This window comes from Alcanivorax sp. NBRC 102024, from assembly GCF_001602235.1.
In the GTDB taxonomy this organism is placed as follows: domain Bacteria; phylum Pseudomonadota; class Gammaproteobacteria; order Pseudomonadales; family Alcanivoracaceae; genus Alcanivorax.
Genome location: NZ_BDAS01000004.1, coordinates 105800 through 131272, shown reverse-complemented (window position 1 = coordinate 131272; position 25473 = coordinate 105800). Strand labels below are relative to the sequence as shown.

Sequence of the window (25473 nt, the reverse complement as noted above, 5' to 3'; positions counted from 1 at the left end):
AACGACCGCTCCCACAGGGGAAGGAATAGCTACCGTGGGAGCGGTCGTTCGACCGCGATAAACAGACCCAGCAGAAACCACCCTCAACAGGGTGTTAAGCAATCGCCGCGATCAGCTGCTTCACGCAGGCTTCGATATCGTTCTCGGCGGTGTTGATCACCACTTCCGGCTTCTCGGGCGCCTCGTAGGGGCTGTCGATACCGGTAAATTCCTTGATGATGCCCTGGCGTGCCTTCTGGTACAGGCCCTTGGGGTCGCGTTTCTCGCACTCTTCCAGGGGCGCGTCCACGAACACCTCGACAAACTCGCCGTCTTCGAACAGCGCACGGGCAGAATCCCGGTCCGCACGGAACGGGCTGATAAACGCCGTCACCACGATCAGGCCCGCATCCACCATCAGCTTGGCCACTTCGGACACACGACGGATATTCTCGGTACGGTCTTCATCGCTCATGCCCAGATTCTTGTTCAGGCCATGACGCACATTATCGCCATCCAGCAGATAGGTATGCTTACCCTGCTCAGTCAGCGCCACTTCCAGCGCATTCGCCAGCGTAGACTTGCCAGAACCAGACAGCCCCGTCAGCCAGATACACTTCGGTTTCTGGTCCTTCACCCTGGCACGGTCAGCCTTGGTCACATTGGACTCATGCCACACCACGTGGGCTTTGGATTCGTTCGCTTTTTCTTGGTACGGGGAAGACATATATACCTCTCTGTTTTCGAAGAGTAGCTGCGAGCTACGAGCTTCTAGCTGCTAGAAAAACACAACCGGACCTTCGGCCCGGAGCCTCAAATTCACTTCAGTTTTCGCATTATCGCAAAGAGCATTCTTGATAGCTGATCGACCTCATCTCCCCACCTCTTGCTCATCGCATCAGGTATATACCCAATCCTGCTGCCAATGATTAGCTGGGTTTTCAACTCACCAGCCGAGCCTTTCGCGTAGTTCAAAAACAAAGCCTTCTCTTTCTCCGACGCTCTCTCAAAGCCCTCGGCAATATTAGAAGGCAGAGACAACGAAGAGCGAGTGATCTGATCCCTGAAACCGAAATCACGATGCCCTGCGAAATGCCGGTAAATCTCCACACTAAGATCCACCGAGCGCCGCCATATCTCCAAGTTTTCCAAACGCATCCTTGCACCTATTCCACTCAAGCCCCCATCCTTAGGAACTTTTCCCAATCTCTCTATCCAACGAGCGTAGCTCGTAGCTCGTAGCTCGTAGCTCGTAGCTCGTAGCTCGTAGCTCGTAGCTCGTAGCTCGTAGCTCGTAGCTCGTAGCTCGTAGCTCGTAGCTCGTAGCTCGTAGCTCGTAGCTAGAACCCCCAGACAAGGGGTATCACCGCCAACGTAATCACCGCCACCACCACACTCATCGGAAACCCGATTTTCAGGTAATCGCGGAAGGTATAGCCGCCCGGGCCCATGACCATCAGGTTGGTCTGGTAGCCCAGTGGGGTCATGAAACTTGCTGAGGCGGCGAACATGACCGCAACGATGAAAGGCATGGGGCTGACGCCCAACTGCTCTGCTACCCCCAGGGCGATGGGGAAGACCAGAACGGCGGCAGCGTTATTGGTGATCATTTCGGTGAACATGGCGGTCAGCAGGTAGACAATCACCAGCGCCAGCCAAGGCGAAAGCCCACTGTCCGGGATCACCTGCTGCACAATCCAGGCGGCAGCACCGCTGCTTTCCATGGCGCGTCCCAGTGCGAAAGAGGCACCGATCACCACCAGCACTGGCAGATTCACACTCACGTTCATGCGTGAGCGGTTTACTGTTACACAGCGGGTTACCAGCAACAGGCCAGCGGCCAGCATGGCGGCTTCCAGGGTCGATGCCAGCCCCAGCACATTGGCCATCACCATGGCCACCAGCACCCCGACAGCAACCGGTGCGCGGCGGAAATCCGGTGGCGTGGAATCCTTCAGCGGACTGACCAGCATGAAATCCCGGCGGTAGCGATACTGCTCCACAAACTGCTCACCGGTTTCCAGCAGCAGGGTATCGCCCACCTTCAGCACCAGCTCCCCTACCTTGCCGGGCAGCCGCTGGCCGCTGCGGCTGATACTGAGAATGGCGGCCTGGTAACGGGTACGGAAGCCCGTTTCTTTTACCGTCTTACCGATACCCGGAAACTCCGGGCTCAACACCACTTCCACCAGATGCCGCTGGTGATTATTCAAAGCCAGCTTGTGCGCACCGCCATGGGCCGCCTGCAGACCATTGATTCGCTGCAACTCACGGGCACATTCCGGCACCCCGACAAAAGCCAGCAGGTCCCCTTCCTGCAGGGTCATCTCCGGCCCCACCGCCGGGAACAGGCGCTCGCCTCGCTGGATCTCGGTGAGATACCCATAAGTCAGATTACGCAACCCTGCGTCCTGAATGGAACGGCCCGCAAGCGGGCTGCCCTTACTTACCAGCATTTCCACATGGTATTCGCGGCCATGTTCCCATTGGGCCACCATGCCCTCACGCTCCGGCAGCAGATAACGGCCCACCAACAGCATGAACAGCCCGCCACCCAGCAGCACCGGAATGCCCACCCAGGCCACATCGAAAATGCCGAATGCCGGCAGGCCTTTCTCCTGCACCAACCCATCCACCACCAGGTTGGTACTGGTGCCAATCAGGGTACAGGTACCGCCCAGAATCGCCGCATAGCTCAACGGCAACAGCAACTTGGACGCCGACAGCTTCAATCGCTGGGCCCACTCCTGCACCGCCGGAATCATCATCGCTACCACGGTAGTGTTATTGAGGAAGGCACTGAGCAGAGAAGCAGGCGCAATCAGCCGCAGCTGGCTGGAAAACACAGATTTGGGCTGCCCGAGCAAACGATGGGCCACCCAGTAAATCGCCCCGGTATCCCGCAGCGCGGCGGCCACCACATACAGGGCGGCAATGGTCATCAAACCCGGGTTGGCAAAGCCGGACAGCGCTTCGCCGGGGGTAACGATCCCCGCCACCAGCACTGCCACTAGCGCGGCCATCATGGTCAGATCCGCCGGCACACGATTGGTCGCCAACGCGCCCAACACAGAGGCCACAATCAGCAGGGTTATCAGAATATCCAGGCTCACTCAGCGAATCCTTCCGGCGAAACACATAAAAGAATAATTGCCGCATTTTACAGCGAAAAAGAGATATAAGAAGGGGTTATTGATTCGATATTGGCATAAGGAAAGAGCGCGACCATCCCATCCACCGGGCCATTGTGGGAGCGTGCTTGCACGCGAATAGCCAAAATCTTCGTCTGCAAGCAGACTCCCACAATAAGCCCACCCTTAGACGGCCCCTCCCGCTTTGGCCTTTGATTTTCCTTGCGGCTTGAAGCTTGTAGCTTGAAGCTCTCTTACGCCTTCACCTCGAAGCTAGCCGCCAGAAGCTCGCAGCTGCTCTTCAAGGACACCACACCCTCACCTCCAGCCCCCAACGCCCATACCACGCCTCCAGCGCCGCCTTGAGCCCGGCCTTGGCATGACCATCGCCATGCACCACCCTCACTTCAGTGGGAAATTCCTGCATCCCGCCCACAAAATCCAGCAAATCCTGCTGATCCCCGTGGGCGGAATAGCCACTGATCGACGTCACCGGCACCGAAATCGAATAACGCTCGCCATCCAGCTCCACCTCCCCGCCCTGGCCTTCCTGCTGAATCGCCCGCCCCGGCGTCCCCCAGGCCTGATACCCCACAAACAGCAGGTTATGGCGGGCATCCCCCAGCATGGCCTTGAGATAGTTCATGATGCGGCCACCGGCACACATGCCACTGGCGGCAATCACCACCGCCGGCCGGGCACTGTCCGCCAGATGCCGCACCATGCGCATATGGGCATCGTGATCATCCACCGTCAGCAGCTGCTCAAACCCCAGCGGCCTGCGCCCTTCATCCAGCCGCTCCCGGGCTTCCTCATCCCAAAAGGCATCCAGTTCCCGGTACACCCGGGTAAACCGGCTGGCCAGCGGCGAATCCAGCACAATGGGCAGTTCATCCCAGTCGAGATCCGGGTTGATGGCCTTGTCACGGTGCTTGTGGATCAACCCCTCAAGCTCGTAGAGCAACTCCTGGGTACGGCCAATGCTGAAGGCCGGAATCAGCAATGTGCCTCTGTCTTCCATGGCCCGCACCAGGGCCCGTTCCAGGCGAGCAGAACGGGCCGCACGGCCCTCATGCAGCCGATCCCCATAGGTGCTCTCAAGCACCAGGCAATCTGCCCGGTAAGGCGATTGGGCAGAGCGCAGAATCGGTGCCAGCCGCGCCCCCAGATCACCGGAAAACACCGTCACATGCCCCTGCGAATCCCGGCATGACACCGACGCCGAGCCCAGAATATGGCCCGCTGGCAGCAACTGAATGAAGGCGGACTCCTCCGCCAGCGGCAACGGCTGCCACTTCTCATAGGGCACCTCCACCAGCCGCTGTTCCAGCAGGGTCAAAAAAGCCTCAACCCGGTCCGGCTGGCGACTGATGCCCAGCTTGAACGCATCTTCCAGCACAATGGGCAGTAGCCGCGCGGAGGGCTCACTGCAGAACACAGGCCCGTCATAGCCCGCCGCAAACAGCCACGGCAGCCTCCCCACGTGATCAATATGCACATGGGTCAACACCACTGCCTGAATGCGGGAAATATCAAAATCGATGGACAGATCCGACGCGGACGCGCCATCCGGGCCCACATCACGGCCCTGAAACAACCCACAGTCAATCAGCACCGAGGCCGACTCACTCACCACCCACTCATGGGCAGAACCCGTCACCCCCTGCACCGCACCGTGGTGCACCACATACGGAAACGCCCCCTCCAGGGCAGCATCACGACGATCCATGTCTTTAAACCCCGTTTCATTCAGCAACCACACACCTCACGCAAAACACGCGCAAACGTGACCGCTGCTACTCACATCCATGTTCATGCTGTATTTCGTAGGGCGGAAATGGGCGCATGCCCATCTCCGCCGATCCTGGTTTCTGCTGGAGCATGCTTGCACGCAAAACGGCGCCATAAACAAGGGCTTCGCTTGCAAGCAAGCTCCCACAAAAGCCAAAACCACTACCAAAGTGAACAGCCTCACCCGAAGGAGCGGCGCTAACTATGCGCCCCGCGCCCGGCCGCAATCCACGCATTTTTTTCCAGCGGAGCTGCCGCTCCTAAAAAAGGAAACCCTTGCCTTTGTGGGAGCTTGCTTGCAAGCGAATCTACATGACCCATTTGGCCCCACCACGTGCAACCAAGCTCTCACCGCTGGAGAGTGAGGACGGTGTTCCACAGGTAACCTGCGGCACGAAACGACCTCAATCATCGCGCCGCCAGCGACGCTCCTACAGCAAGGCCTCCACAGCTTTTGCATCGCCTTGTAGCACCCTGTGCCGTTCCCGCCAGCACGCATTCTCTGTGGGAGATTCAGCTTGCTGAACGAACAGGCCAGACAATGATCCCTGACTCCATGCCCCGCCCCGGCTCCTGGCACAACGACAACAGCTTAAGGGTTACTCCCCTGCCCGCCCATTCCCCAAAGGGAGGAGCTTATTTCCAGCAGAAGATCAGCCCCTGAATGGTGGAGCTGCTCTTACGGGAATGAGCTGCACCCAACATCGCGATCCCAAAGGCTGTATCAAACCCCACGCGGTGGAGCCACCACTCCCACGGGATCGAGGCTTACCCTGTGGGAGTTTGCCAGCAAACGATGGTACGGTTGGAAATGCCCCATCGCGTGCAGGCACGCTCCCACAGGTGTGTCAGATGGCAGCCTGTTGTAGGAGCCACCGCTTGCTATGCCCGCCGGGTGCGACCGCAAAAGACAGCAAACCGGGGAAAAAAGACAGCGGGACCCACCTGGAAGGCAGGGCCTCTGGAGGAATATTGGCTTGCAGGAAAGCCAACTTGATGGCTAAAAGGGGAAGACGAAAAAGCCGCCATAACCGAATGAAACCCATGACACCAAGGCCGGAACTGGAGATGGGCGCTTAGCCATGAAACGGGGTTTCACACCTCAAGACCAAACCTCTACCGAAACCCCACGATCATCATGGACATTACTTGTGGGAGATTCAGCTTGCTGACCGAAAATCTGGCACCACATTCGTTCAACAAGCTGAATCTCCCAAAGAGAACCATCCCTGAAGAGCCAGCCTTCTTCAGGTCATCTTTGTACCTTCAATCTGGAAGTGATCTTCGTAGACCAGCCACGCCGGAACAGAGCCAGCAAGCGCCATACCCTGCCCAAGGCATAGTCATACAGGGCAAACACCATTGCGAAAGCCGCAAACATCACCCACTCAGGGATCTGGAAGAATTCACCCAGAAGACCAAAGCCAGCAAACAGCATGGCCACAAAGGAAATCAGCACCAAGGCCTGGCGATCGGAGAAACCAGCGCGCATGAAGATATGGTGCAAATGCTCACGATCCGGGTTCATTACCGATTGCCCCTTGCGCGCACGTCGTACCATGATGGCCACCATGTCAATCAGCGGCAGCGCAATCAACCACAGCGCAGTCACCGGACGGAAAGCCGCCCCTTCCAGTGGCGCCCCCTGAATCATCAGCCACACAATGGCAAAACCGATGAACATGGAGCCCGCATCGCCCATGAAAATACGGCGTTTGAACGGTGGAATTCGAAGGTTGGCCATCAAATAAGGAATCAGGGCACAGGATAGGCCCAGGGACAACGCCAAACCCGCCTCGTGCCCCTCGGATACCGAAAACAACAGTGCCAACGACAACAAGGCAATTAGCGAGAGGCTGCCAGCCAGGCCATCAATTCCATCGATCATATTGAAGGCATTGGTGGCGCCAATCACGGCGGCAATGGACACCAACGGCCCGAAAACGCCCAGCTCGATAACCCCCAGCCCCACCAGATTGCCAAACGACTCCAGAGAGTCCCCGGAGCCATACACCAGCACCGCGCCCAGCACGACCTGGGCAAACAGACGGAACTTGGCAGAGATATCCCGGGCGTCATCCACGGCGCCGAGCACCACCAGCACCGAGGCGCACAGCAGGAAAATCAGGTAACCGGAGGTCAGCGGCATGCCGAGCAGAAAGCCCAGAAACACCCCAACGAAGGCACTCAAACCACCCACCAGGGGCACCGCACCTTTGTGCAATTTACGCTGATCGGGTTTATCCACAAGGCGGAATTTCACTGCAAAGGGCATCAGCATCCGCAAAGAAATCAAGGCAAAAACGCCCGAAAGAAGAGATGTGCCGGCAGCTTCCATGTACAAAACCTAATCAATTAGGTGGCAAAAAAGACCGGGCTCAAGAGAAGGTCCCTCTTCTTGAAGACAACAGCCCAGACCCAAATTCCAAAAAAACCAACGCGATTCTAATCGCCAGAACAGTGAACCACTACTCAATGACGAAAAAATTACAGCAATTGTATAGCCACAAGGCTAGAAACGTATCCCCTAAATGAGGTAAAGAAGCACAAAATCTGAAAAACCAGAAAATAGTAGTAACCAACACTAACCCCAAAAGACCATCCCGCCCCAAAGCCTACCCCGTAGGAGCCTGCCTGCAGGCGATCTTTTGACCTTGCCCTTCCTTGCAGCTTGAAGCTTGTAACTTGTAGCCCCTACCTCAAAGCTCAAAGCTGCCAGCCCGCAGCTGTTTTATCACCGCCCAACCCAAACCCCCACCCACTCCTTCATGGCCCGTGCGCTGCCATCCAACGCCCTGGTGCCCGGCAGCCAGCGCTGCCATCCCGGCCGGTGTAACACCTCATGATCTGTCGACGCTGGGATCACCGTCATCCCCACCTCCTCGAACCGTGCCAGCGCCCTGGGCATATGCAGGGCCGACGTCACCAGCAGAATCTGATTAACGCCACGCTCAGCAAGGAGAGCCGAAGTAAACACCGCATTCTGGGTGGTATTACGGCTGGCAGACTCAAGGAGCAACACATCGCGCTCCACCCCCAAGGCCACCATAAACAGAGCCATGGACTCAGCCTCAGAAAATGCACTGTATTCAGGATCACTGCCGCCACTCAGCACCACCAACGGCGCCTTACCCGCATGAAACAACCTGGCGCCAAACCACACGCGGTCAGCACCGCCTTCAAGATTAGGCATGTCACTACCCATCGAAGGCGGGGTCACACCGCCCCCCAGAACCACAATCGCGTCCACCACTGGCAGGGCCGAGATCGTCACGGGAGGAAACTGTCCCTCCAGGGTGGCACGCAACCGGTCACTGGCAACCGGCAGCGACCACACCCACAACCACCCCAAAGCCAGCAAACCCAGCAGCAAAGAGAAACGACGCCACTTGCTTAACGCAAGAAGCACCGCGACGGCACCGAGAAACAACGAAGCACCCAGCGGAGAAATAAGGGCAATGACAAATTTGGAAAGGATGTACATGAATAATGCCTATGCTGTATTAACCGGCAAGGCAATCGAGATAAGCTTGGACCACCCGCGCCTCACTGAAAGAGGCTTCCATCCGCGCACGAGCCGCCACTCCCGCCTGCTGCCGGTCTTCTTCTCTCATTGCGATGAATTTCAACATCTGCTCTGCAAGAGATTCAGCACTACGCGCCTCACAAAGCCAGCCAGTTTTGCCAGCTTCAATGGCCTGCCGACAACCCGGCACATCCGTCACGATAGAAGGCCGCCCCATGGCCGCCGCCTCCAGCACCGTTCTTGGCATCCCTTCACGGTAGGACGGCAACACCAGCACATGGGATTCCGCAATCACCGGGCGCACATCGTCGGTTGCACCGCGATACTCGAGAATACCGTCACCCTGCCAACCCGCCACTTCCTCTTCACTGACCGCACTGTGGTTACTCACACCCAACGGCCCCACCAGCAGACAGCGGACAGCAACGCCCCTTTCCTTGAGCAAACGACAGGCTCCGGCATATTCGCGTACGCCCTTATCTCCCAGCAGCCGGGCAATCATTACAAAGGTGATGCTTGTCTCTTTTGGCAATGACTGAAAAGCAAAGTGGTCCAGATCTACCCCGGAACCGGGCAACAATGTCATTGGGGTCTTTCCCAACAACCCTGCATCCCGAAATACCGCCAAATCTTCCTCATTCTGGAAGAACAAATGGCGTGCCCGGCGATTCACCAAGCCATAAACCTGCCGCACCCGACGGAATAGCCAGGAATCATGAATAAAGGCTGTACCTAAGCCAGAGATATTGTTGACAAACGGAATGCGCAGCATGTTGCAGACCAAGCCACCATACAGATTCAGCTTGATGGTGAAATTGAATACGAATACAGGCCGATAATGCCGAAAAGTCTGCCAGATAAACAGCAAGCTCCGCATTTCCTGCACAAGCCCAGTGCTCTTACCCACCATAGGCAGAGCCACATGCTTGGCACCCAGTTCATCCTCAAGTCGCGCACTGAACTCGTCCAGCGGGGAAAGACATACAACTGAATATCCTTTGTCCTGCAAGGCACGGATAGTGGCTTTGCGGAAGTTATACAGGTACCAGGAGGTGTTCGACGTGAGAAAAACCGTATCCATACAACTCACCAAGGCAGCTTAAGCAGAAAACAGGGTCTGATAAGGCAACCAGAAGAAGGAATGCGTAGCAAAAACCAGCCAGACAAACTGCACCAGCGCGTAATACCCGATAATCCCTATCGTAATTAACCCTCGAAACCGTGGATCTCGGGAAATAAACGGCAGATGCGAGAAGACAAACAGCTGCACCGGAATCAGGTATAGCGCCACACGATCAGTGGCGGTAGAAGAAATAGCCACCAACGGAACACATACCATCGACAAAACCGACATCCACCACCAGAGCTTTCGCTCATTGGGCTTCAACTCGAAAGACCGGTGAAGCAAAAGGAATATTGCAGCGGGCACCGCGTTCATCAAAACACGGATCATCCCCCCCTGGGATTGCATATCCGCTTCTACATAATTGGCCCAGAGGCGATCCGCAGAGTCAAAGACAAACAAATAGGCAGCCGCCAGAGAAATCACGCCCCCCCATACAAAGCTCCATATTCGATTGGAGGTGGACGCCAGGGCGGCAACCGGCAGCATCAGAACCGCCGACTTGTGGAAAGTAGCCCCCAGCACAACCCAGAATATGAAACCGGCCATCTTTCCGTTCCGGAGCGACACCAGCCCCAGCATCAACAGCCCTAAAGCGGCGCCCTGGCGGGAATATCCCATGCCAACAACAATAATCAGATACGGCACCGCCACTACAAGCGCCAACCAGGGTAACGGCAGCGTGCGACAAAACCGCACCAGGCCAGCCATCACCAGCATGCCACAAACGGTGTTAACCCAATAAATAGCCCCACCGGACTGGGCAACCACCCAGCAAAGCAAGTGATAACCCGGGTCTTCGCCCTGAAGGACCTCCCACAATGACTTCAGTGATTGCTGATCCAGTATTCGGCTATAGGCAAACCAGTCCCCCCCCACCTGATGGCGAAGGCCAATGGCCAAAGTAAAGAAAAGCCAGATTGCCCCCCAGGCGAGTTGCCTTGAGCGAGCATTCGCAGGCTGATTCAGCAAAAGCACACTCGCCGGCATCAGAAAGAAAAACCAATAGGGCAACATTAATGGCTCCTGAAATGGACAAGTCTCATGCGCTCACCCTTGGCCGCCAATGTCCGGCCCACGCAACAAGCTGCAAGACTGCCCACAGCTGTTGAGCATGGTGCCCCTTACCTTGCAGATGGGCCTGCCAACAGCGTTGCACAGCCTTACTATCCAGCATGGGAAGCTGAGACAACGCCTGCGGAGACAGCAATGACTCGGCCCACTCCCGCAGAGGGCCACGCAACCACTCATCCAACGGTACCGCAAAGCCCATTTTCGGTCGCTCAATCAAGGCACGGGGCACATGCCGATACAAAATATCACGCAATACCCGTTTGCCCTCTCCCTCTGCCACTCGCTGGGTAACAGGCAATCGCCATGCAGTCTTGAATACCTCCGGATCGAGAAACGGTGCCCTGACTTCCAGACTGGACGCCATACTGGCTCGATCCACCTTGACCAGCACGTCGTCCACCATATAGGTCAGGGTGTCCATCAGCATCATCCACTCAGCCTGGCTGAAACCCGCAAACGCCGTTAGATCAATAGCCTCAGGCCTTGTCTGCGTGGAATTCACATTCAAAAACTCACCAGGATGCCGATTCATGGAAGCAAGGTCGGTATAGAGGGCAGAGAATGAATCACAGGACAACACGTCAGCCAGCTTGTAGAGCTTTTCGCCAAACGTTCGCACCTGAAACCGGGAAGGCATCACCCGGGATGCAGCCTGCATCAGCTTGTCGTAGCCACCTGATGAAACCGTCCTGATCAGGCCACCCAACGCATGTCTAACGACAAATGGTAAACCGGAGACTTTCGACCAAACACGTGGCCCCCATAGATGACGGTTATAACCACCAAACATCTCATCCCCGCCGTCACCACTCAGCGCTACGGTGACATGCTCACGGGTCAGAGAGGCTATCAGACAGGTGGGGAGCTGTGAGGAATCCGCAAACGGCTCGTCGTACAGCTTCGGCAATCGGGGCACAAAATCCAGCGCCATCCCGGCAGTAGCGCGTAAAGTGGTATGTTCAGTACCCAGATGAGCAGCCACGGCCGCCGCATGGCTGGATTCATCATAACGCGGGTCATCAAAGCCAACAGAGAATGTCTTCACCGGGCGAGCGGCCTGTTTCTGCATTAGGGCAACAATCAAAGAACTGTCCACGCCACCAGACAAGAAAGCCCCAAGCGGCACGTCCGCCTCCATCATGCGACCCACCGCACCCTGCAGGACGGATTCCACCTCTTCTGATGTGGCTGGTTGCGTCTCTCGCGCGTCGAGCATCTCGCTGGCCACGTCAGTGGACGACCACCAAATAGAGGGGACAGGGCGTACCCCCGAAGCAAGCTCGGACCGTGATAACGTGAGTCTTGCCCCCGGAGAAAGCGTGAATACATCCCGGAAGATGCTGCGACAACCGCCTACACAACCATAGCGTAGGTAGTTTTCAACAACCGAATTATCCAGTTCGCCCTGCCAGCCGGGCACTGCATGCAGCGCCTTCAACTCTGAGGCAAACACAAACCCGCCGGCCACCCAGCCATAATAGAGCGGCTTCTCGCCGAAACGATCCCGTGCAAGGGTCAAACATTGTTCATGGCGATCCCACAAAGCCAGTGCAAACATCCCACTGGCCGCGCTTAACGTTGCCTCAACGCCTTGTACTGCAAAAGAGACAAGGAGCGTTTCAGTATCCGAATGCCCTCGCCAGGAAGCCGGCGATTCCACTCGCGCTTCAATCACTGATCTAAGCGCAAGGTGATTGTAGATCTCACCATTAAAGACCAGTACATAGCGGCCACAGGGAGACACCATGGGCTGATGCCCGGCTTCAGTCAGGTCAACAATAGATAATCGCCGATGCCCAAGCGCCAGGCCTGCTTCGTCATCAACCCACACACCCTGGCTATCCGGCCCACGGGAAATGATCGTCTCCGCCATGGACTGCACCGTGGAAGCCAACTCCCGTCCTCCAACCGCAGCAGGCGGGTTTATCAAGCCTACTATGCCGCACATGGGGTAACTCTCGAGGAAACTGGGCGATTAGACCGCAAGAACATGCCTGCAAGCCTCCAGCACATCATCACGGTATAAGGGTTTGTCCTGCCAGGTTTGAACCGCATTGCGAGAAAGCCGCTGATATTCCTCAGGATCATCAAGCAACCGCAAGACAGATCTAACCGCGCTCTCATCATCATGGACCAGCACCGCATTGTGGCCATCCTGACAATAACGCGGAATCTCCCCCACCGGGGTCACCACAGGCACTAGTCCCAATTGCATGGCTTCCACCACGGACATGGCCATGCCTTCATCAAGGCTGGTTTGTAGATAAAAAGAACAATTGTTAGTGAAATGGAAGATACCCTCACGATCCATGCTACCGGGAAAATCAACATTCTGTATGCCCCTTTCAACAATCAGCTGTCGGAGAAAGGCTAATTCACCATCATCAGGGCCTATTATGGAAAAAGACGCAGCGGGAAAAGCTTCCTGAACCTCATGAAAAAAGGCTAGGGCCCTGTGAAGACCTTTCATGGAGTGCAATCTTCCCCAAAATACAAAGCGCGGTTTCGGGGTCATCCGTTGAACGGGAGAAACGCGATCAACCAGAAATGAGATAACTCTCGCCTTCCGGTGCCAGCGGCCAGGCACACGAGCATTGAGAGTAGACAAGCTATCAGCCCAAATCTCGCTGGAAAGGCACATAGAAAAGTAGTTCAAGATAAAATCAAGCCAGTGGACTGTGCAGGCTGAATGAAGAAAGGTCACAGCTCTGACGCGGGGCCGGAACAGCTTGTAAAAAACAAGAACCGCGCAACAGCGCCATAATGAGGCGATAACAAGGTCCGGCTTCAATCTGAGGAGCCGCCCGAGCGCGCGAAAATAAACACCAGGCTGGTTCTCACTTTCATTTCTCTGTTTATCCGCAAGATACAATCGGGAAAATGTGAGGTCATCATAAGTACCATCAGCAATGCTTCTCGCAGCAACCTCAACACCACCAACCGCATCATAGGGAACCAGATGGACAGCCCTCATAGCAAGCGCTCCAGCATTTCTTCCCACTGCCTGGAGATGCTGGAAGTCGCATAACGGCTGGCATTCTCTCGCGCCGCCGCTCCCTGCTCCTGACGCAGCGCAGGGGAAGCCATCAATCTGGCCATTCCACGGGCAAGATCCACAGGATCTTCCTCCTTGACAAGAATCCCGTTATTGCAGGAAAGAACCTCTCTAGGTCCTGTCATACAGTCGGTTGAAACACTGGGCAAGCCAAAATGTTGCGCCTCAAGCAAAGTCATGGGTAGCCCCTCCCAGCGAGAGCTCATCACATACAAGGAGGCAGCGCGATACTCTGCGGCCACATCGCGAACCTGGCCAACAAAAACAACAGATTCAGTAACTTCAAGATCATCAGCAAGAGCCTTGAGAGAGGCTTCTTCCACGCCTCCCCCCACAATACGTAATACCCACCCCTCTCTGGCATCGCCCAATTTCTTCCAGGCCTTCAATAGAACATCAACACCTTTTTCTGGAGCCAGTCGACCCACTGCCAAGGCAATGCGTGGTTCCTGATCGCCAGGTGATGATTGGTATGCAGAAAAGCGAGGTATGGGATTCCATATTGATTGCACACGGTCGAAAATGTGGTACTTGGCACGCCAGGCCGCTGCATCGCGCTCCGTAAGGACCACGACCTTGTCACACATGCGCGAAGCGGCTAAGCGGGCCAGACTTCGCATGGAGGTGCCATGACTGGTAGACAAATTAAAATGTTCCCAGCACACAATTTTTGCCGTAGAAAATAGGGACCAAGGAACACAAAAAGCAAAAAGAATAGAGTCAACCAGAATCACTGCATCGACTTCAGTACGAACAGCAGCCTGATACAAGCAACGTGATATCGCAGCAGCACGAAACAAATTGCTACCTGCAGGCTTTAGACCTGCAGCCTTGACAGAAATAGTTTCAGGGAGGTCAAACCAGGGGTTTGCAGGACCAAAAAGACTAAGAACAGACACCTGATGGCCAGCATCAGACAGTGCCGCAGCAACTTCCGTTGTGACGCGCTCTGTGCCGCCAGAGGAAGAAATGTCTCCGATCACAAAAAGCAGATTCACGGCGCCCCAACCTCAAAAAGATGCCCAAACGACAGAAAATCATCGTGATACAGATCTTTAATTTTATCGACCAGCCTGGGGGTCAAAAGTGAATCCCGATCAGGAGTCCTTCCAGTTGACAAATAACGCTGATGTAGAATATCAGCAGAGATAGAGGCAGCTCCAGGAAAGGATTCCTTTCCTGAAGTTGAGTTTTCACGCCCTTGGGGGAGATAATGAGATACCCCCACACTCTTCAAGACACTATCAAACTGCTCAACACGTGCCACAATATCGTAATTCAAGGGGAGCAACTGCTGATGCTGGGTGTAAATATGACGGTCATGCTTCTTGTTTACCGTCGATTTACCATTAAAACAGCGATCAATATAACCTTCAACAAACTGCTCAAAAGTGGCGAATTCAGCCCCCTTCCCCATCACATCCCCGTAATCCTTGAAAATAGTTCTATTGCCCTGTCGCTGAATAAACTTGTTTTGGTAGCACGAAACCACCCTCTCAACAGGGTCACGAACAAATGCCATTACATTGCGTGATTTATTAATATCGCCAACGGATCGAGCAAGATGATTAACAAAAAGAAAGTGAAATATTGATTCTTCATCGTCCCTTTTAACCTTCGACGCATTTTCAATCAAGCGACGAATCGAAGAAGATGCATTCTTGTGAATTGTACAGAATACAAACCACTCATCATCAATTTTCACCTGAAAATGAGGAGCCTCGGTTGGCAAGTAAAATGAATGGCCCGTCATCACCTTTCCCCTCCTCAGAAGGGCAGTTATAGGTCTGTCTCTTTTAATCACGGGCATGTTCACCTCCACCATCCAGGTCCATAAATTCAAGGTACTGACGGGCCACAGATGAAGACATAAACTTTTCAAGATGAGCATCAAGATTGGCATGGCAAATCAAATTCCGGCCAGACTCAATAATTGCGTTAGATAACCTGACAGGATCATTAACCGGCACCAAGACCCCATAAACCCCATTATCAAGAACCTCACTGGGCCCACTAGGGCAATCTGTGGAAATAACATGCGTCCTGCATGCCAAGGCCTCCACAAGAACGTTGCCAAATCCCTCCCAGCGGGATGACAATACAAAGACATCTGCGCGTGCAATATATTTATAGGGATTAGCGTCATAACCAGAAAATTCAACAATGGCTTGAATATCCAGGTGGTCGCAAAGGGCTTGCAACTCCTCCAACCGCTCACCCTGCCCGAAAACCATAAGGCGAACAGGCTTTTTTTGATTCACCATCGCAATCGCGGCAAGCAAAGTATCATGATCTTTCTGAGCAGTAAGCCTGCCAACAGTAATAACATTTAACCAGTTACGGTCAGGCGCGAACCAAGGATGCTCTACGGGCTCAGAAACCTTCAGGAAGAAATCGTTTGAAAGAATCGGGTTATAAACCGAGTGGACACGGCCAGGATCCAGTTTGGCTGAACGCTGAATGTCACTTGCCACCCCACGGGAAACGCCGATAACGCCGGCTGCACGCGGCAGATACCAGCGAGCTGCCATAGGCATTAACCATCGCTCCTTTATTCTTGGCGACTGGCGACAGTGACGAGAAAAGTGCACATGAGAAACGACATAGACAGGGACAGATCTACCCTTTGTTGCTTGTATAGCCAGAACGCCAGCCCCTTCCATCATTGCCAACAGAACATCCGGCGATTGCTGATCAATGTAACCGCGAATGGCGGATCGCCATCCTCCAGCGCGAGGCTGGGATGCCACAATGCAAGACGCCCCCACTGGCACCTCATCAAAAAGTTCCCCCCCGGCCTGTGCCAAAACAAAGTCAACTTGATGCCCAGCTGCAGCAAACTCATGAGCAAGGTTGATGGAAACCCTTTCTGCGCCAGCCCCGGCAAGGGAATAGATGATGATACCAATGCGAGCCACTACTTCCTCCAACTATCAACGGGTCGACCAAGCAACTTTTCGACAGCATCAATATCCGCTTGAAAATATTGCTCAAGCTCACCTTTAAACTTGGTACTTAATTCAGGCTTTCCTCCTGGAACTTGATTAAAACGGGCGATCAGTGACGAAGGGTGGACACCAAGGAAGGAAAGTACTGCCTTAGCCCAGCGATAAAAAATGCTGTTGCCGTTAACCAGTTTTTTGTGGATTTCAGCCAGTGTTCGGAATCGGTGCTTTCGTGCCGTGTTCTTTGCAGCAAAATTAAGTTGTCCATCATCCTTAATTTTGAGAAAGTCGAGCACCTGAAGATATCCTGACCGAGGATCGGCAAAGAACTCTTCAAAAATAAGAACAAGCCGCTGTGATTCAGGAACCTTATCAAAAAACGCAGGCAGCTGAGACCGATAGTTGAAAACACTTTTATACTGTAGAAAACCAGGCTCTAAGCAAGTAGACGGAATACATTCCCCCTTAGCTCGCTCTTCTTGCAGGTACCAAGCCCGTTCGATATCTTGCTCAGCCTCATTAAGGTTATGAAGCAATTCACCATGAAAGGAGACAAATGCAGCTACCGGATCACGCAGAATGACAATGAATTTTGCATCGGGAAACTTATTAATGATCTCATCAAGTGCAAAGTCAGAATGAATAACAGATGCAGAAGCGTCACCTTTTAATTGCTGTTCAGACGCCGCTTGATAAAGACTCATGTATTGATCAAAGGTGTCAACAACTCGGCAGCCTGGATAATCCCGGGTAAAATAATGCGGCTCCTTGACTTCAGGAAAAAACAACATCGGGTTGCTTTTCATATATTCATATAAAGAAGTAGTGCCAGCCTTAGGGTAGCCAACTATAAAGAAATCCATTTTTTTTCCGGAATCAGGCATCCATTAGAAGAGAATCAAATAACTGCTCATACTGGCGCGCCACACGCACATCAGTAAACTCAGACGCATAGTTAATCAAAGATTGACGATCCTTTGGCTCAGATCTCGCCTTCAAAACATTGTTTGCAAGCGACTCAGCATTTCCACCTTCATACAAGAAGCCATACTCCCCATTACATAGTACCTCCGATGGCGCACCAGCCTGAGAATTTGCAACAATCTGACAACCGCAGGACATGGCCTCAATTAACACATTACCAAAACCTTCCCACATTGATGGAAGCACAAGGATCTCTGCTAAACGGTACCAGTAAAATGGATCGTCTACATAGCCTGCAAACTCTACACGCGGTTTGAGCCCAAGCTGTCCGACAAGGGTCTGCAGACGTGCCTGTTCAGGGCCATCACCTAAAATAACCAGACGGTAACCCTCATCAAGGTATTGAAGTGCCCTGACAGCTTCATCAATACATTTCAAGGCAGCCAACCTGGATGAAGTGACTATTAGCCCTTTTTCTTTCTCCGCTGGCAATATTTCCCGCCCCACCCTCTCGGGAAAAACAGGATTGTAAATTACAGAAGAGGGGGGAAGCTTATTTGTAAATTTCAAAAGATCGTCACGTACATACCTGGAAACGCCGACCAAATGATCAGCGAATGGGTAGAATACCTTTACAGCCGTCGAAATGATCAGCCCTTCTTTTTTTCTCCACATATGTGCAATTCGCGCAGAAAGAACACCATGTGAGGTCAAGATTAACTTGGCTTTCACACCGGAAAGCCATCTAGCAAGCACAGAGATTGCATTGGGGTGCTCCATTGCGGATACGATCACATCTGGTTTGATTTTTCTGATCGTAGCGACATAGGAGAAGAATGATTTTTTCAGGCCTGGCTTATTTAGCTCAACAACATGCACATCCTCACTCAAGCCATGAATCGGAGAAGCCAAACGCCCGGTTACCACAAGATAGGGCTCAAACCTGCTCTTATCCAGACCATTAAGAACATGCAAATAAACTTGGGCCACACCATAACGGAAATTTTCATCACCGAAATAGAAGAACAATATTTTCGCTTTCACAGCAGACATAAAATCAAACCAAAAAATTACGGGATATTGATTTCACCGAAAGGACAAGTTCGTGAAATCGTTTGCTGTGCAGTTAAAACGGGAGGAACAGACTCCCTGAATGCAATATTTTTTAGCTGTTTAAAATCATCGGCCCCATTTAAAGACACCCCTGGGTCAAAGAAATCATGACCTACACTTTCAGAGTAATCATAAAACTTGACATCATCCCCCATTAATTCCTTACCAAACCTCACCCAAGCAGCTTTTTTTCCTAAAGCATGAGCAACAATAACACCATGCAGAGAGCTGGATAGAACTGCTTCACATGAAGCAATTTCATCCATCACATTTTCAATAGGAAGAGTAACATCTATTACCTTCACACCATCAAGTCCAGAGAATTTTTCAATAGCGAGATGGTAACTGGTGTAGTGCGGCACGATCCCTAGCTGGTATTTAACATCAACGACTGGCTGATAAAAAAATGGCAGTATGAGAGCAGGATCGCCAAAACAATGCGGGCACTCAAACCCAAGCTCTTCATATCGCTTTTGCGTCCTGGGACCTCGCACCAAAAGCGTTCTTTTGGGTTTTGCAAATGAATCTTTTTCAGAAATAATGCCGCTACCCCAAACAATAGCTCGATTTGAGTATCCAATATTTCGCAAAATGCTACCGGCAGTAAAAAGCACATCTTGCTTGATATACCAGTTCGTCCATGAGTGATATGGGTCAGAGCCAGTGACCTTATTATATAAATATGGACCAACCCAATCGCCAAAATTTTTTGGTTCGTAGTTTCCCCAAAACATCGCTCTACCCGCAGGGTAAGCAACAAAATTTTTAACAGAATTCACAAAACCCATAAACCAATCCTGCAGAATCTCAGCCATAAAATATAAATAATTCTAATTCACCGTCATATTTAAGGCCTATTACCAATGAGATAAATCACGCCCCAACAAGAAATCACTGTATAAAACATCCGGAGTCGCAATAGTGCCCCGACAAGAAAGCGGCACAACCCTCTCATAACGATTAAAAGAAATAACAAAACCGGAATAGTCATAAGCAACAATCACACTTACTGGCCAACCCCGAAGATCTGACATAAAAGGACAACTTACAACAATTGACCCTCCCTTAAAAAAGACCTCAAGCTTACTATCTTGACTGTTAGACCAGCAGGCAAAAATAGCAGTAACGTTAATGAAAAACCCAATCCTCTTTTTTTTGGCATCAACTTTCTCAGCATCCTTGCTCTAGCGATATCCTTTGAAAGAATATCTTGTTTAACCATCATTTTGATTATCGAAGAGATATATATTTTAGAACTCTCATTATCACTTACACCACTTTCACAAAGCATTTTAATCGTAGGTGTAACCTCAGGCAATGCTTTAATTTTTCTCTTTTTCTTATCATCACTTTTATTATTTAGTTTTTCCATTGCCCCACCTGTACCCCTATAATAAATGGACGTTACGGAGTCAGAAAAAGCCACCGGATAGTGCAAAGAAACGCGAGCCCACATTTCCAGATCTTCACCATACTTATATGATTTAAAGTCGCCAATCGAATTGAATACGTCTCTCCGAATTGCAACAGAAGAAGAGTTCACAATAGTCAAACACTTACTTGCCTCAACCAAATAATCTATCTGTTTAACTCGTCCTGGCGGGCTTCTTTCTGGCGGGGGGGCATTAACATTTAGCTGAATGGAATTGCTGGCCACCATCCCAGCATGGGGGAAACTTATTATTTGCCTGGACAACTCCTCCAAATGATTTGGTAACCACATATCGTCAGCATCCAGGAAAGCGACCCAATCGCCGCCAGAAGCCTTAATGCCTGCATTTCTTGCCGCAGACACCCCCCTGTTTTGCTGTTCAATTAGCTTAACCTTGTTCCCGAAGGTTGATTTTACCAGCTGACCGCCCGCATCTGTTGAACCATCATCAACTACAACAATTTCCTCAGGAGAGCGTGTTTGTTTCAAAACACTATTTAACGTTCTAACAATATACCTCTCGCGATTATAGAGAGGAATCACAACAGAAAATCTAGTTTGGTTATAAAAATTATTATTATGAACAACTTTAGCAACCATATCATTTAAGCTCTCTCTGAATTTCAGAAACAAGAGATGACAGGTCTCCTTTGTATTTTTTTACCGACACTACATCATTAATATTTTCAAGCAGGTTAGCGAGCTCTTTTTGATTGTTGATCAATACAGGCTCAGGACATTCGAAACTTGTTGTTGAATAATAGTCTCTGAACTTGAATTGCCCGCCGTTGATTCCATTCTGAAACTGAACCCAGCAATTCTGAATACCGTAGGCATCCGATAATATTAGCCCATGCAATGAGGACGAGATTATCGCCTCACACTCTAGAAGACTCTTTATAAATTCTTGACCCGAAACTTTAATGTCAATTATTTTAACATCATCGCCGGAACAAGAAATATTCCCAACAAACTCTTGTTGCGCATAGTGTGGCACGATTCCAACTCTATATTTTTTTTCTACTTGAGGATTAAATATACGAGGCATCAACAACGCAGGATCACCGAGCGGGCCATCAAAGCTATACTTGTTTTTCTTATCAAGTACCTGTCTGGAAAGCTCCCCCCTTAATGCAAGAACCTTGTCAAACTTCAACATTCCTTTTGGGGTATTTTCATCAATAAAACCACTCCCCCAAATCACACTTTTCTCATTTGAATAAAACAATATACTACCAACTCCTAGATAATGCTTAAAAACTCGTGACTTGGCATTATAGGTCTTTCGGCCTGTAAGCCACTCAAAAACATCAACATTGAGCTGGTCGCCAGCGTTCAGCATCCCATCGAAATACACGAGAGGAACCTTTCGAAGGACAATCACATTAAAGCCATCCAAAAAAACTTTGGCTAAATGCAAAACGAAATCATATATCGATCTTGGCAGAATCATCGTTTCATTGCCTTTTCTTCCAGCAGAGATTCAACTCTTACTACAATCGCATCAGCAGTAAATGACCTAGCTCTGGAGAACAGTGAAGCTTCATTATGCTCTTTGGATAGCATCTCTGAAATTCCATCCGAAAGAGCTTGGGGTGCGCCAACAGGAGTCAACAGACCGAAATGTCCATCAGAAAGAATTTCTCTCGGCCCAGCAACACAATCACTCGCGACAATAGGGCACCCGCAACAAAGCGCCTCAATCAATACGGTAGGCAAACCTTCAAAATAGGAAGGCAACACAAATAGATCCGCCGTTTGAAGATAGCCAAAGGGGTCATCCGAGTAACCGGCAAGGTCTACTCTATCTTTAAGGCCCGCATCATCAATTTGCTGCTGTAGGCTAGCTCGTTCTCTTCCCTCTCCTAAAATAATCAGTCGCAGTGAAGCCTTGTCTTTTAATAACCGCATGGCCTCAACGAGATCATGGAAACCTTTTCTCCTATGCAGAGACCCCATAGCCAACAGCACCTTGTCGCCTGAACTGAAAAAAGGGTGAAGATCTCTGTTCGGATTTCTGGCTATATTTTCTTCCTGTATCACCGCATTGTGAAGCACCTTGATTTCTTCACGTGGTATCCCTGTCTCCGCAGCCATATCATCAGCCAAACCAGCAGAAACCGTAGTAAAGATATCAATGCGTCGCCAAAGCAACTTAAGGGCCGAAACAAAAATCTTGCCTTTCACCCCTTTGGACAAACTTGTTTTTGAATATGGAACATGAGATGTCACTAAAATTTTCGCATTCGATCTGCTTACCAGGCATGAGAATGCTGCAACAATCCCCAATTGATCTTCAGCTGCAATAATGGCGTCCGGCTTACTATTTTTGAGATACTTAATGATCTTTGGGACCGCCGTGATAGCTCGGCTTACATTCAGCTCTTCAACTTTTGCACTCGTAGGGACCTGATTCCGCATTGGCCCTTTCGGATTAAGAACTAAAACTTCTACCTCATGCCCTCTTGCAATCAACCCTTCGACCAATCTCAGGGTTACACGGGGGACACCAGTCCCTGAAAAATCATTTAGCAATACTGAGATATGCATTACAGCCTCTATAAAGGACAACCATGCTTACATAGTCTTAAAATTTAAAGCTTTAACAACACCATCACTGAGAAGGTCAAAACATTCATCGCTGTGCATTTCAAGAATTCGCCCTATTTCATTCTTGTCTTCATCTAACAAATGATTCTTTTTTTCCAAAGACTCCAAGTTTACTTTTGGGGCTTCAAAATTCTCTTCGTAACCCAAAAAAACACGAAGCTCTTCAAGTTTATTCTTTGGATTCACACATAGATCTTCGTAATTCATAACAAAAACAGAGTCATTATACCGCTTCTTTATTTCACAAATTCGTTTTACGTGGGCCAGCCAACGAATAGTGCTCTTACCCGCCAGGCCATAATGGGCATACTCATTAATATTCTCATGATTTATACCCAGAAATTGGTTTGGAACAGGGTAATCTTTATAATTTTTCAACCAGCCAGGTACGGCCTTATGCTTTAACGTAGAATATGCAACAGAATATGGACACCGGATCATCGCAACAAATTTTGCATTGGGAAAATTGTCCAATAATTGCTCTACATGCCAAAGGTTTGGGTGGCTCTGATCTACCAAGTCCAACCCACCCGCCACCCTTTTTAGCAGGCGATAGTTTCTAATCGTTCTTGGACTTAGCGGGCCATTATTAATTGCCGCTAAAGTCACCTTCCCAAACACTTGAGGGTTTTCTTTTCCATCATTAAGGTCAGTTGCCCGAGGATGGCTATTTATTATCGAATCCATAAAGTGAGTCCCTGACCGACCGGTACCCACAACAAAAATCATTTTACTTTCTGCACCCCTGCTCTTCATCCCCGCCAGAGCCTGAAATTCCAACTTGCATAAAGAATACAGGCTTCTCAACTGGCCTCTATTAACCATAACAATTCCTCCCGTTAATGTTACTCAAAAATTCAGACCTGCCATTTTTTTAAATTCAGCATTCCTTTCAATCAAATCTTCATAGCCACCCTCATCTACAACTTTACCCTCTCCTATAATATAAATACTCTCACATGATTTTACAGTGCTTAATCTGTGCGCAATCATCACAATGGTTTTCTTTCCAGATAAATCATGTATCGCATCCATGATATATTTTTCCGTAATGCCATCCAGGGCACTGGTGGCTTCATCCATAACAAGAATATCCGCATCATCATAAAGCGCCCGGGCTATGCCAATACGCTGGCGCTGGCCTCCAGACAATTGTACGCCCCGTTCACCTACTCGGGTTTGCAGCCCTTCTGGCAACTCGTCAAGCAGCTCATCAAGGTGAGCCATCGACGCCGCTTTTTTGACTTTTTCTTTGTTAATATTCTCTTTGGGTATGCCAAAGGCTATGTTCTCGGCAATAGAACTATCTGAAAGAAAAATGGATTGAGGGACAAACCCAATACTGTTTTGCCATGCTCTTTTGTCATCATTCGCTAATGGCTTCCCATCTATTAGCACCTCACCACTATCTGGCAAAATTAAGCCAAGAAGCATATCGATTGCTGTGGATTTCCCTGAACCTGATGCCCCAACCAAACCAATCACTTTATTCACCGGTATGGTCAGATTCATACCATTCAACGCAGGTGAGGGTTTACCTGGGTACGTGAACGTCACATTATTGAATTCAATTGTCTTCTTTGCTTTTAAAGTTTTAGACTGCTGCTCCCCTGTTGGATCAAGTCGTTGCTTTCCACTTGTCCCTCGACACCTCATGCCAGTGTCATTTTTACTGTTAATCAAATCTTCCCTGATCTCGTCAAACGCCGCCAGGCTACCCCTGATCTGTGAAAAGCTGGCATACACTTGCTGAAAGGCCGGCAAAAGCTTCATCCCAGCCAATGCATAGACGGAAAGGATCGGAAGAACAGCAGCAATATTGCCGTCATTACTGGATAAAAGATAAAGGATCAAGAAGATAATGGTGCTGAACGCCACTAGCTCCATGATGTATCTGGGTGTTTGTGCCATCACCCGGTTTTTCCCCTGCGCATCGGCCATCTGCTTGCTCGCATTTGCAAAACGAGAAACAAAGGTCTGTTGTCGCCCCAGCAAAATCACGTCCTTGATTCCACCCAAGCCTTCTCCCATCATTTTGAAGCGCTGTTTTTGCGCCTTTGTTACCGTTCTGCCATTTCTGACGATGCGTGACCGGATGAGTTTGAAGATAAGCAGGTAAGAGCAGCTAAAAACACTCACTCCGATAACAGCGACCAACGGGTTATAAATCACCAACGCCAAGGACATTAGCAACACCAAGTTAAGGCGTGAGTTCAGCTGCATGAAGGGGTTGATTACACCATTGTTCAGGCGTGTCGCTTCCTGTGCAATCTTGTTGACAAGTTGGCTACTGCTCCCCCCGGCATGAAAAAGCCAACTCTGATACATGTAGTGTCGATACAGACGAGTGCTGATCTGTGCGCCAACCTGCACACCATAAACCGATAGGCGCCATATGGTCAGAATCGAAACGCCTGCAGCTAGCGCAAGCATTAGCAGTACGCCGATGCCCAGCCAAAACATAAAGTCGCTGGGTTCTGTTAAGCCTGACAGTGCATACGCTTTTGCCAGTACGCCATCACTTTCCAGAACGGCAGGGTCGGCCACCAGAGACATGAACGGCCCAACGGCGACGACACTGGCCATCTCAGCAAAAGCCATAAGAATAACCAGCACCTGAAGCTGCAGCAGTTTTTTCCTCTGGTCTGCATCTAGTAGCAGGTATAGCTCTTTAAGCTGTTTCAGCATTGGGTTGCTCTCAAAATCACTGTTTCATCCCTTACGCCTAACCGTTGATCTCGAATCATCATTCAACTGTCATTCATTCTTG

Annotated in this window: 21 protein-coding genes; all 21 read right to left on the bottom strand. The window is 50.8% G+C overall.

Translation table 11 applies throughout. The features are described from left to right. Positions 1–94 precede the first annotated feature (94 nt). The 21 genes from cysC to A0251_RS08465 all read right to left on the bottom strand — a co-directional run bounded on the left by cysC (position 95) and on the right by A0251_RS08465 (position 25391). On the bottom strand, positions 95–706 hold the full coding sequence (gene cysC, locus A0251_RS08565) for an adenylyl-sulfate kinase (protein ID WP_062816444.1): 612 nt from the start codon (positions 704–706) through the stop codon (positions 95–97). Between the two features lie 92 nt (positions 707–798). Beyond that, complete coding sequence (locus tag A0251_RS08560; protein ID WP_062816443.1) at positions 799–1137, bottom strand: four helix bundle protein; 339 nt, start codon at positions 1135–1137, stop codon at positions 799–801. A 182-nt stretch (positions 1138–1319) separates the two neighbouring features. Beyond that, positions 1320–3092, bottom strand: a complete 1773-nt coding sequence (locus A0251_RS08555; protein WP_062816442.1) for an SLC13 family permease — start codon at positions 3090–3092, stop codon at positions 1320–1322. 319 nt (positions 3093–3411) lie between these two features. Then, on the bottom strand, positions 3412–4839 hold the full coding sequence (locus tag A0251_RS08550) for an MBL fold metallo-hydrolase (RefSeq protein WP_062816601.1): 1428 nt from the start codon (positions 4837–4839) through the stop codon (positions 3412–3414). Positions 4840–6153: 1314 nt separating this feature from the next. Continuing rightward, the gene (wecA, locus tag A0251_RS08545) at positions 6154–7239 is read right to left on the bottom strand and encodes a UDP-N-acetylglucosamine--undecaprenyl-phosphate N-acetylglucosaminephosphotransferase (protein WP_062816441.1); all 1086 of its coding nucleotides are present in this window, start codon (positions 7237–7239) and stop codon (positions 6154–6156) included. 396 nt (positions 7240–7635) lie between these two features. Beyond that, entirely contained in the window at positions 7636–8385 is a 750-nt protein-coding gene (locus tag A0251_RS08540) for a YdcF family protein (RefSeq protein ID WP_062816440.1), read from the bottom strand. 19 nt (positions 8386–8404) lie between these two features. Then, positions 8405–9508 (bottom strand): glycosyltransferase family 4 protein, encoded by a 1104-nt coding sequence (locus A0251_RS08535; RefSeq protein ID WP_062816439.1) that lies wholly within the window; start codon positions 9506–9508, stop codon positions 8405–8407. An 18-nt stretch (positions 9509–9526) separates the two neighbouring features. Next, complete coding sequence (locus A0251_RS08530) at positions 9527–10567, bottom strand: EpsG family protein (RefSeq protein ID WP_062816438.1); 1041 nt, start codon at positions 10565–10567, stop codon at positions 9527–9529. 25 nt (positions 10568–10592) lie between these two features. Beyond that, entirely contained in the window at positions 10593–12572 is a 1980-nt protein-coding gene (gene asnB / locus A0251_RS08525; RefSeq protein WP_062816437.1) for an asparagine synthase (glutamine-hydrolyzing), read from the bottom strand. A gap of 27 nt (positions 12573–12599) precedes the next feature. After that, entirely contained in the window at positions 12600–13598 is a 999-nt protein-coding gene (locus A0251_RS08520) for a glycosyltransferase family 4 protein (RefSeq protein ID WP_062816436.1), read from the bottom strand. Further along, complete coding sequence (locus A0251_RS08515; RefSeq protein WP_082810810.1) at positions 13595–14677, bottom strand: glycosyltransferase family 4 protein; 1083 nt, start codon at positions 14675–14677, stop codon at positions 13595–13597. The genes A0251_RS08520 and A0251_RS08515 overlap by 4 nt, the downstream gene beginning before the upstream one ends. After that, positions 14674–15489, bottom strand: a complete 816-nt coding sequence (locus A0251_RS08510) for a sulfotransferase family 2 domain-containing protein (protein WP_062816434.1) — start codon at positions 15487–15489, stop codon at positions 14674–14676. The genes A0251_RS08515 and A0251_RS08510 overlap by 4 nt, the downstream gene beginning before the upstream one ends. Next, positions 15476–16597: a glycosyltransferase gene (locus tag A0251_RS08505; protein WP_062816433.1), complete on the bottom strand. Its 1122-nt coding sequence runs from the start codon at positions 16595–16597 to the stop codon at positions 15476–15478. The genes A0251_RS08510 and A0251_RS08505 overlap by 14 nt, the downstream gene beginning before the upstream one ends. Then, a complete protein-coding gene (locus A0251_RS08500) occupies positions 16597–17487 on the bottom strand; it encodes a sulfotransferase (RefSeq protein ID WP_062816432.1) in 891 nt (296 codons plus the stop codon). The genes A0251_RS08505 and A0251_RS08500 overlap by 1 nt, the downstream gene beginning before the upstream one ends. A gap of 13 nt (positions 17488–17500) precedes the next feature. Next, positions 17501–18601, bottom strand: a complete 1101-nt coding sequence (locus A0251_RS08495; RefSeq protein ID WP_062816431.1) for a glycosyltransferase — start codon at positions 18599–18601, stop codon at positions 17501–17503. Positions 18602–18618: 17 nt separating this feature from the next. Further along, complete coding sequence (locus tag A0251_RS17165; protein ID WP_082810806.1) at positions 18619–19476, bottom strand: polysaccharide pyruvyl transferase family protein; 858 nt, start codon at positions 19474–19476, stop codon at positions 18619–18621. A 230-nt stretch (positions 19477–19706) separates the two neighbouring features. After that, on the bottom strand, positions 19707–20726 hold the full coding sequence (locus tag A0251_RS17160) for a glycosyltransferase family A protein (RefSeq protein WP_156478269.1): 1020 nt from the start codon (positions 20724–20726) through the stop codon (positions 19707–19709). Further along, on the bottom strand, positions 20695–21546 hold the full coding sequence (locus A0251_RS08480) for a polysaccharide pyruvyl transferase family protein (RefSeq protein WP_062816428.1): 852 nt from the start codon (positions 21544–21546) through the stop codon (positions 20695–20697). The genes A0251_RS17160 and A0251_RS08480 overlap by 32 nt, the downstream gene beginning before the upstream one ends. Continuing rightward, complete coding sequence (locus A0251_RS08475) at positions 21543–22643, bottom strand: glycosyltransferase (protein ID WP_082810804.1); 1101 nt, start codon at positions 22641–22643, stop codon at positions 21543–21545. Before A0251_RS08475 ends, A0251_RS08480 begins: the two co-directional genes overlap by 4 nt. Before the next feature lie 27 nt (positions 22644–22670). Next, a complete protein-coding gene (locus A0251_RS08470; protein WP_062816426.1) occupies positions 22671–23528 on the bottom strand; it encodes a sulfotransferase in 858 nt (285 codons plus the stop codon). Positions 23529–23552: 24 nt separating this feature from the next. Further along, positions 23553–25391: an ABC transporter ATP-binding protein gene (locus tag A0251_RS08465; RefSeq protein ID WP_062816425.1), complete on the bottom strand. Its 1839-nt coding sequence runs from the start codon at positions 25389–25391 to the stop codon at positions 23553–23555. Positions 25392–25473 lie beyond the last annotated feature (82 nt).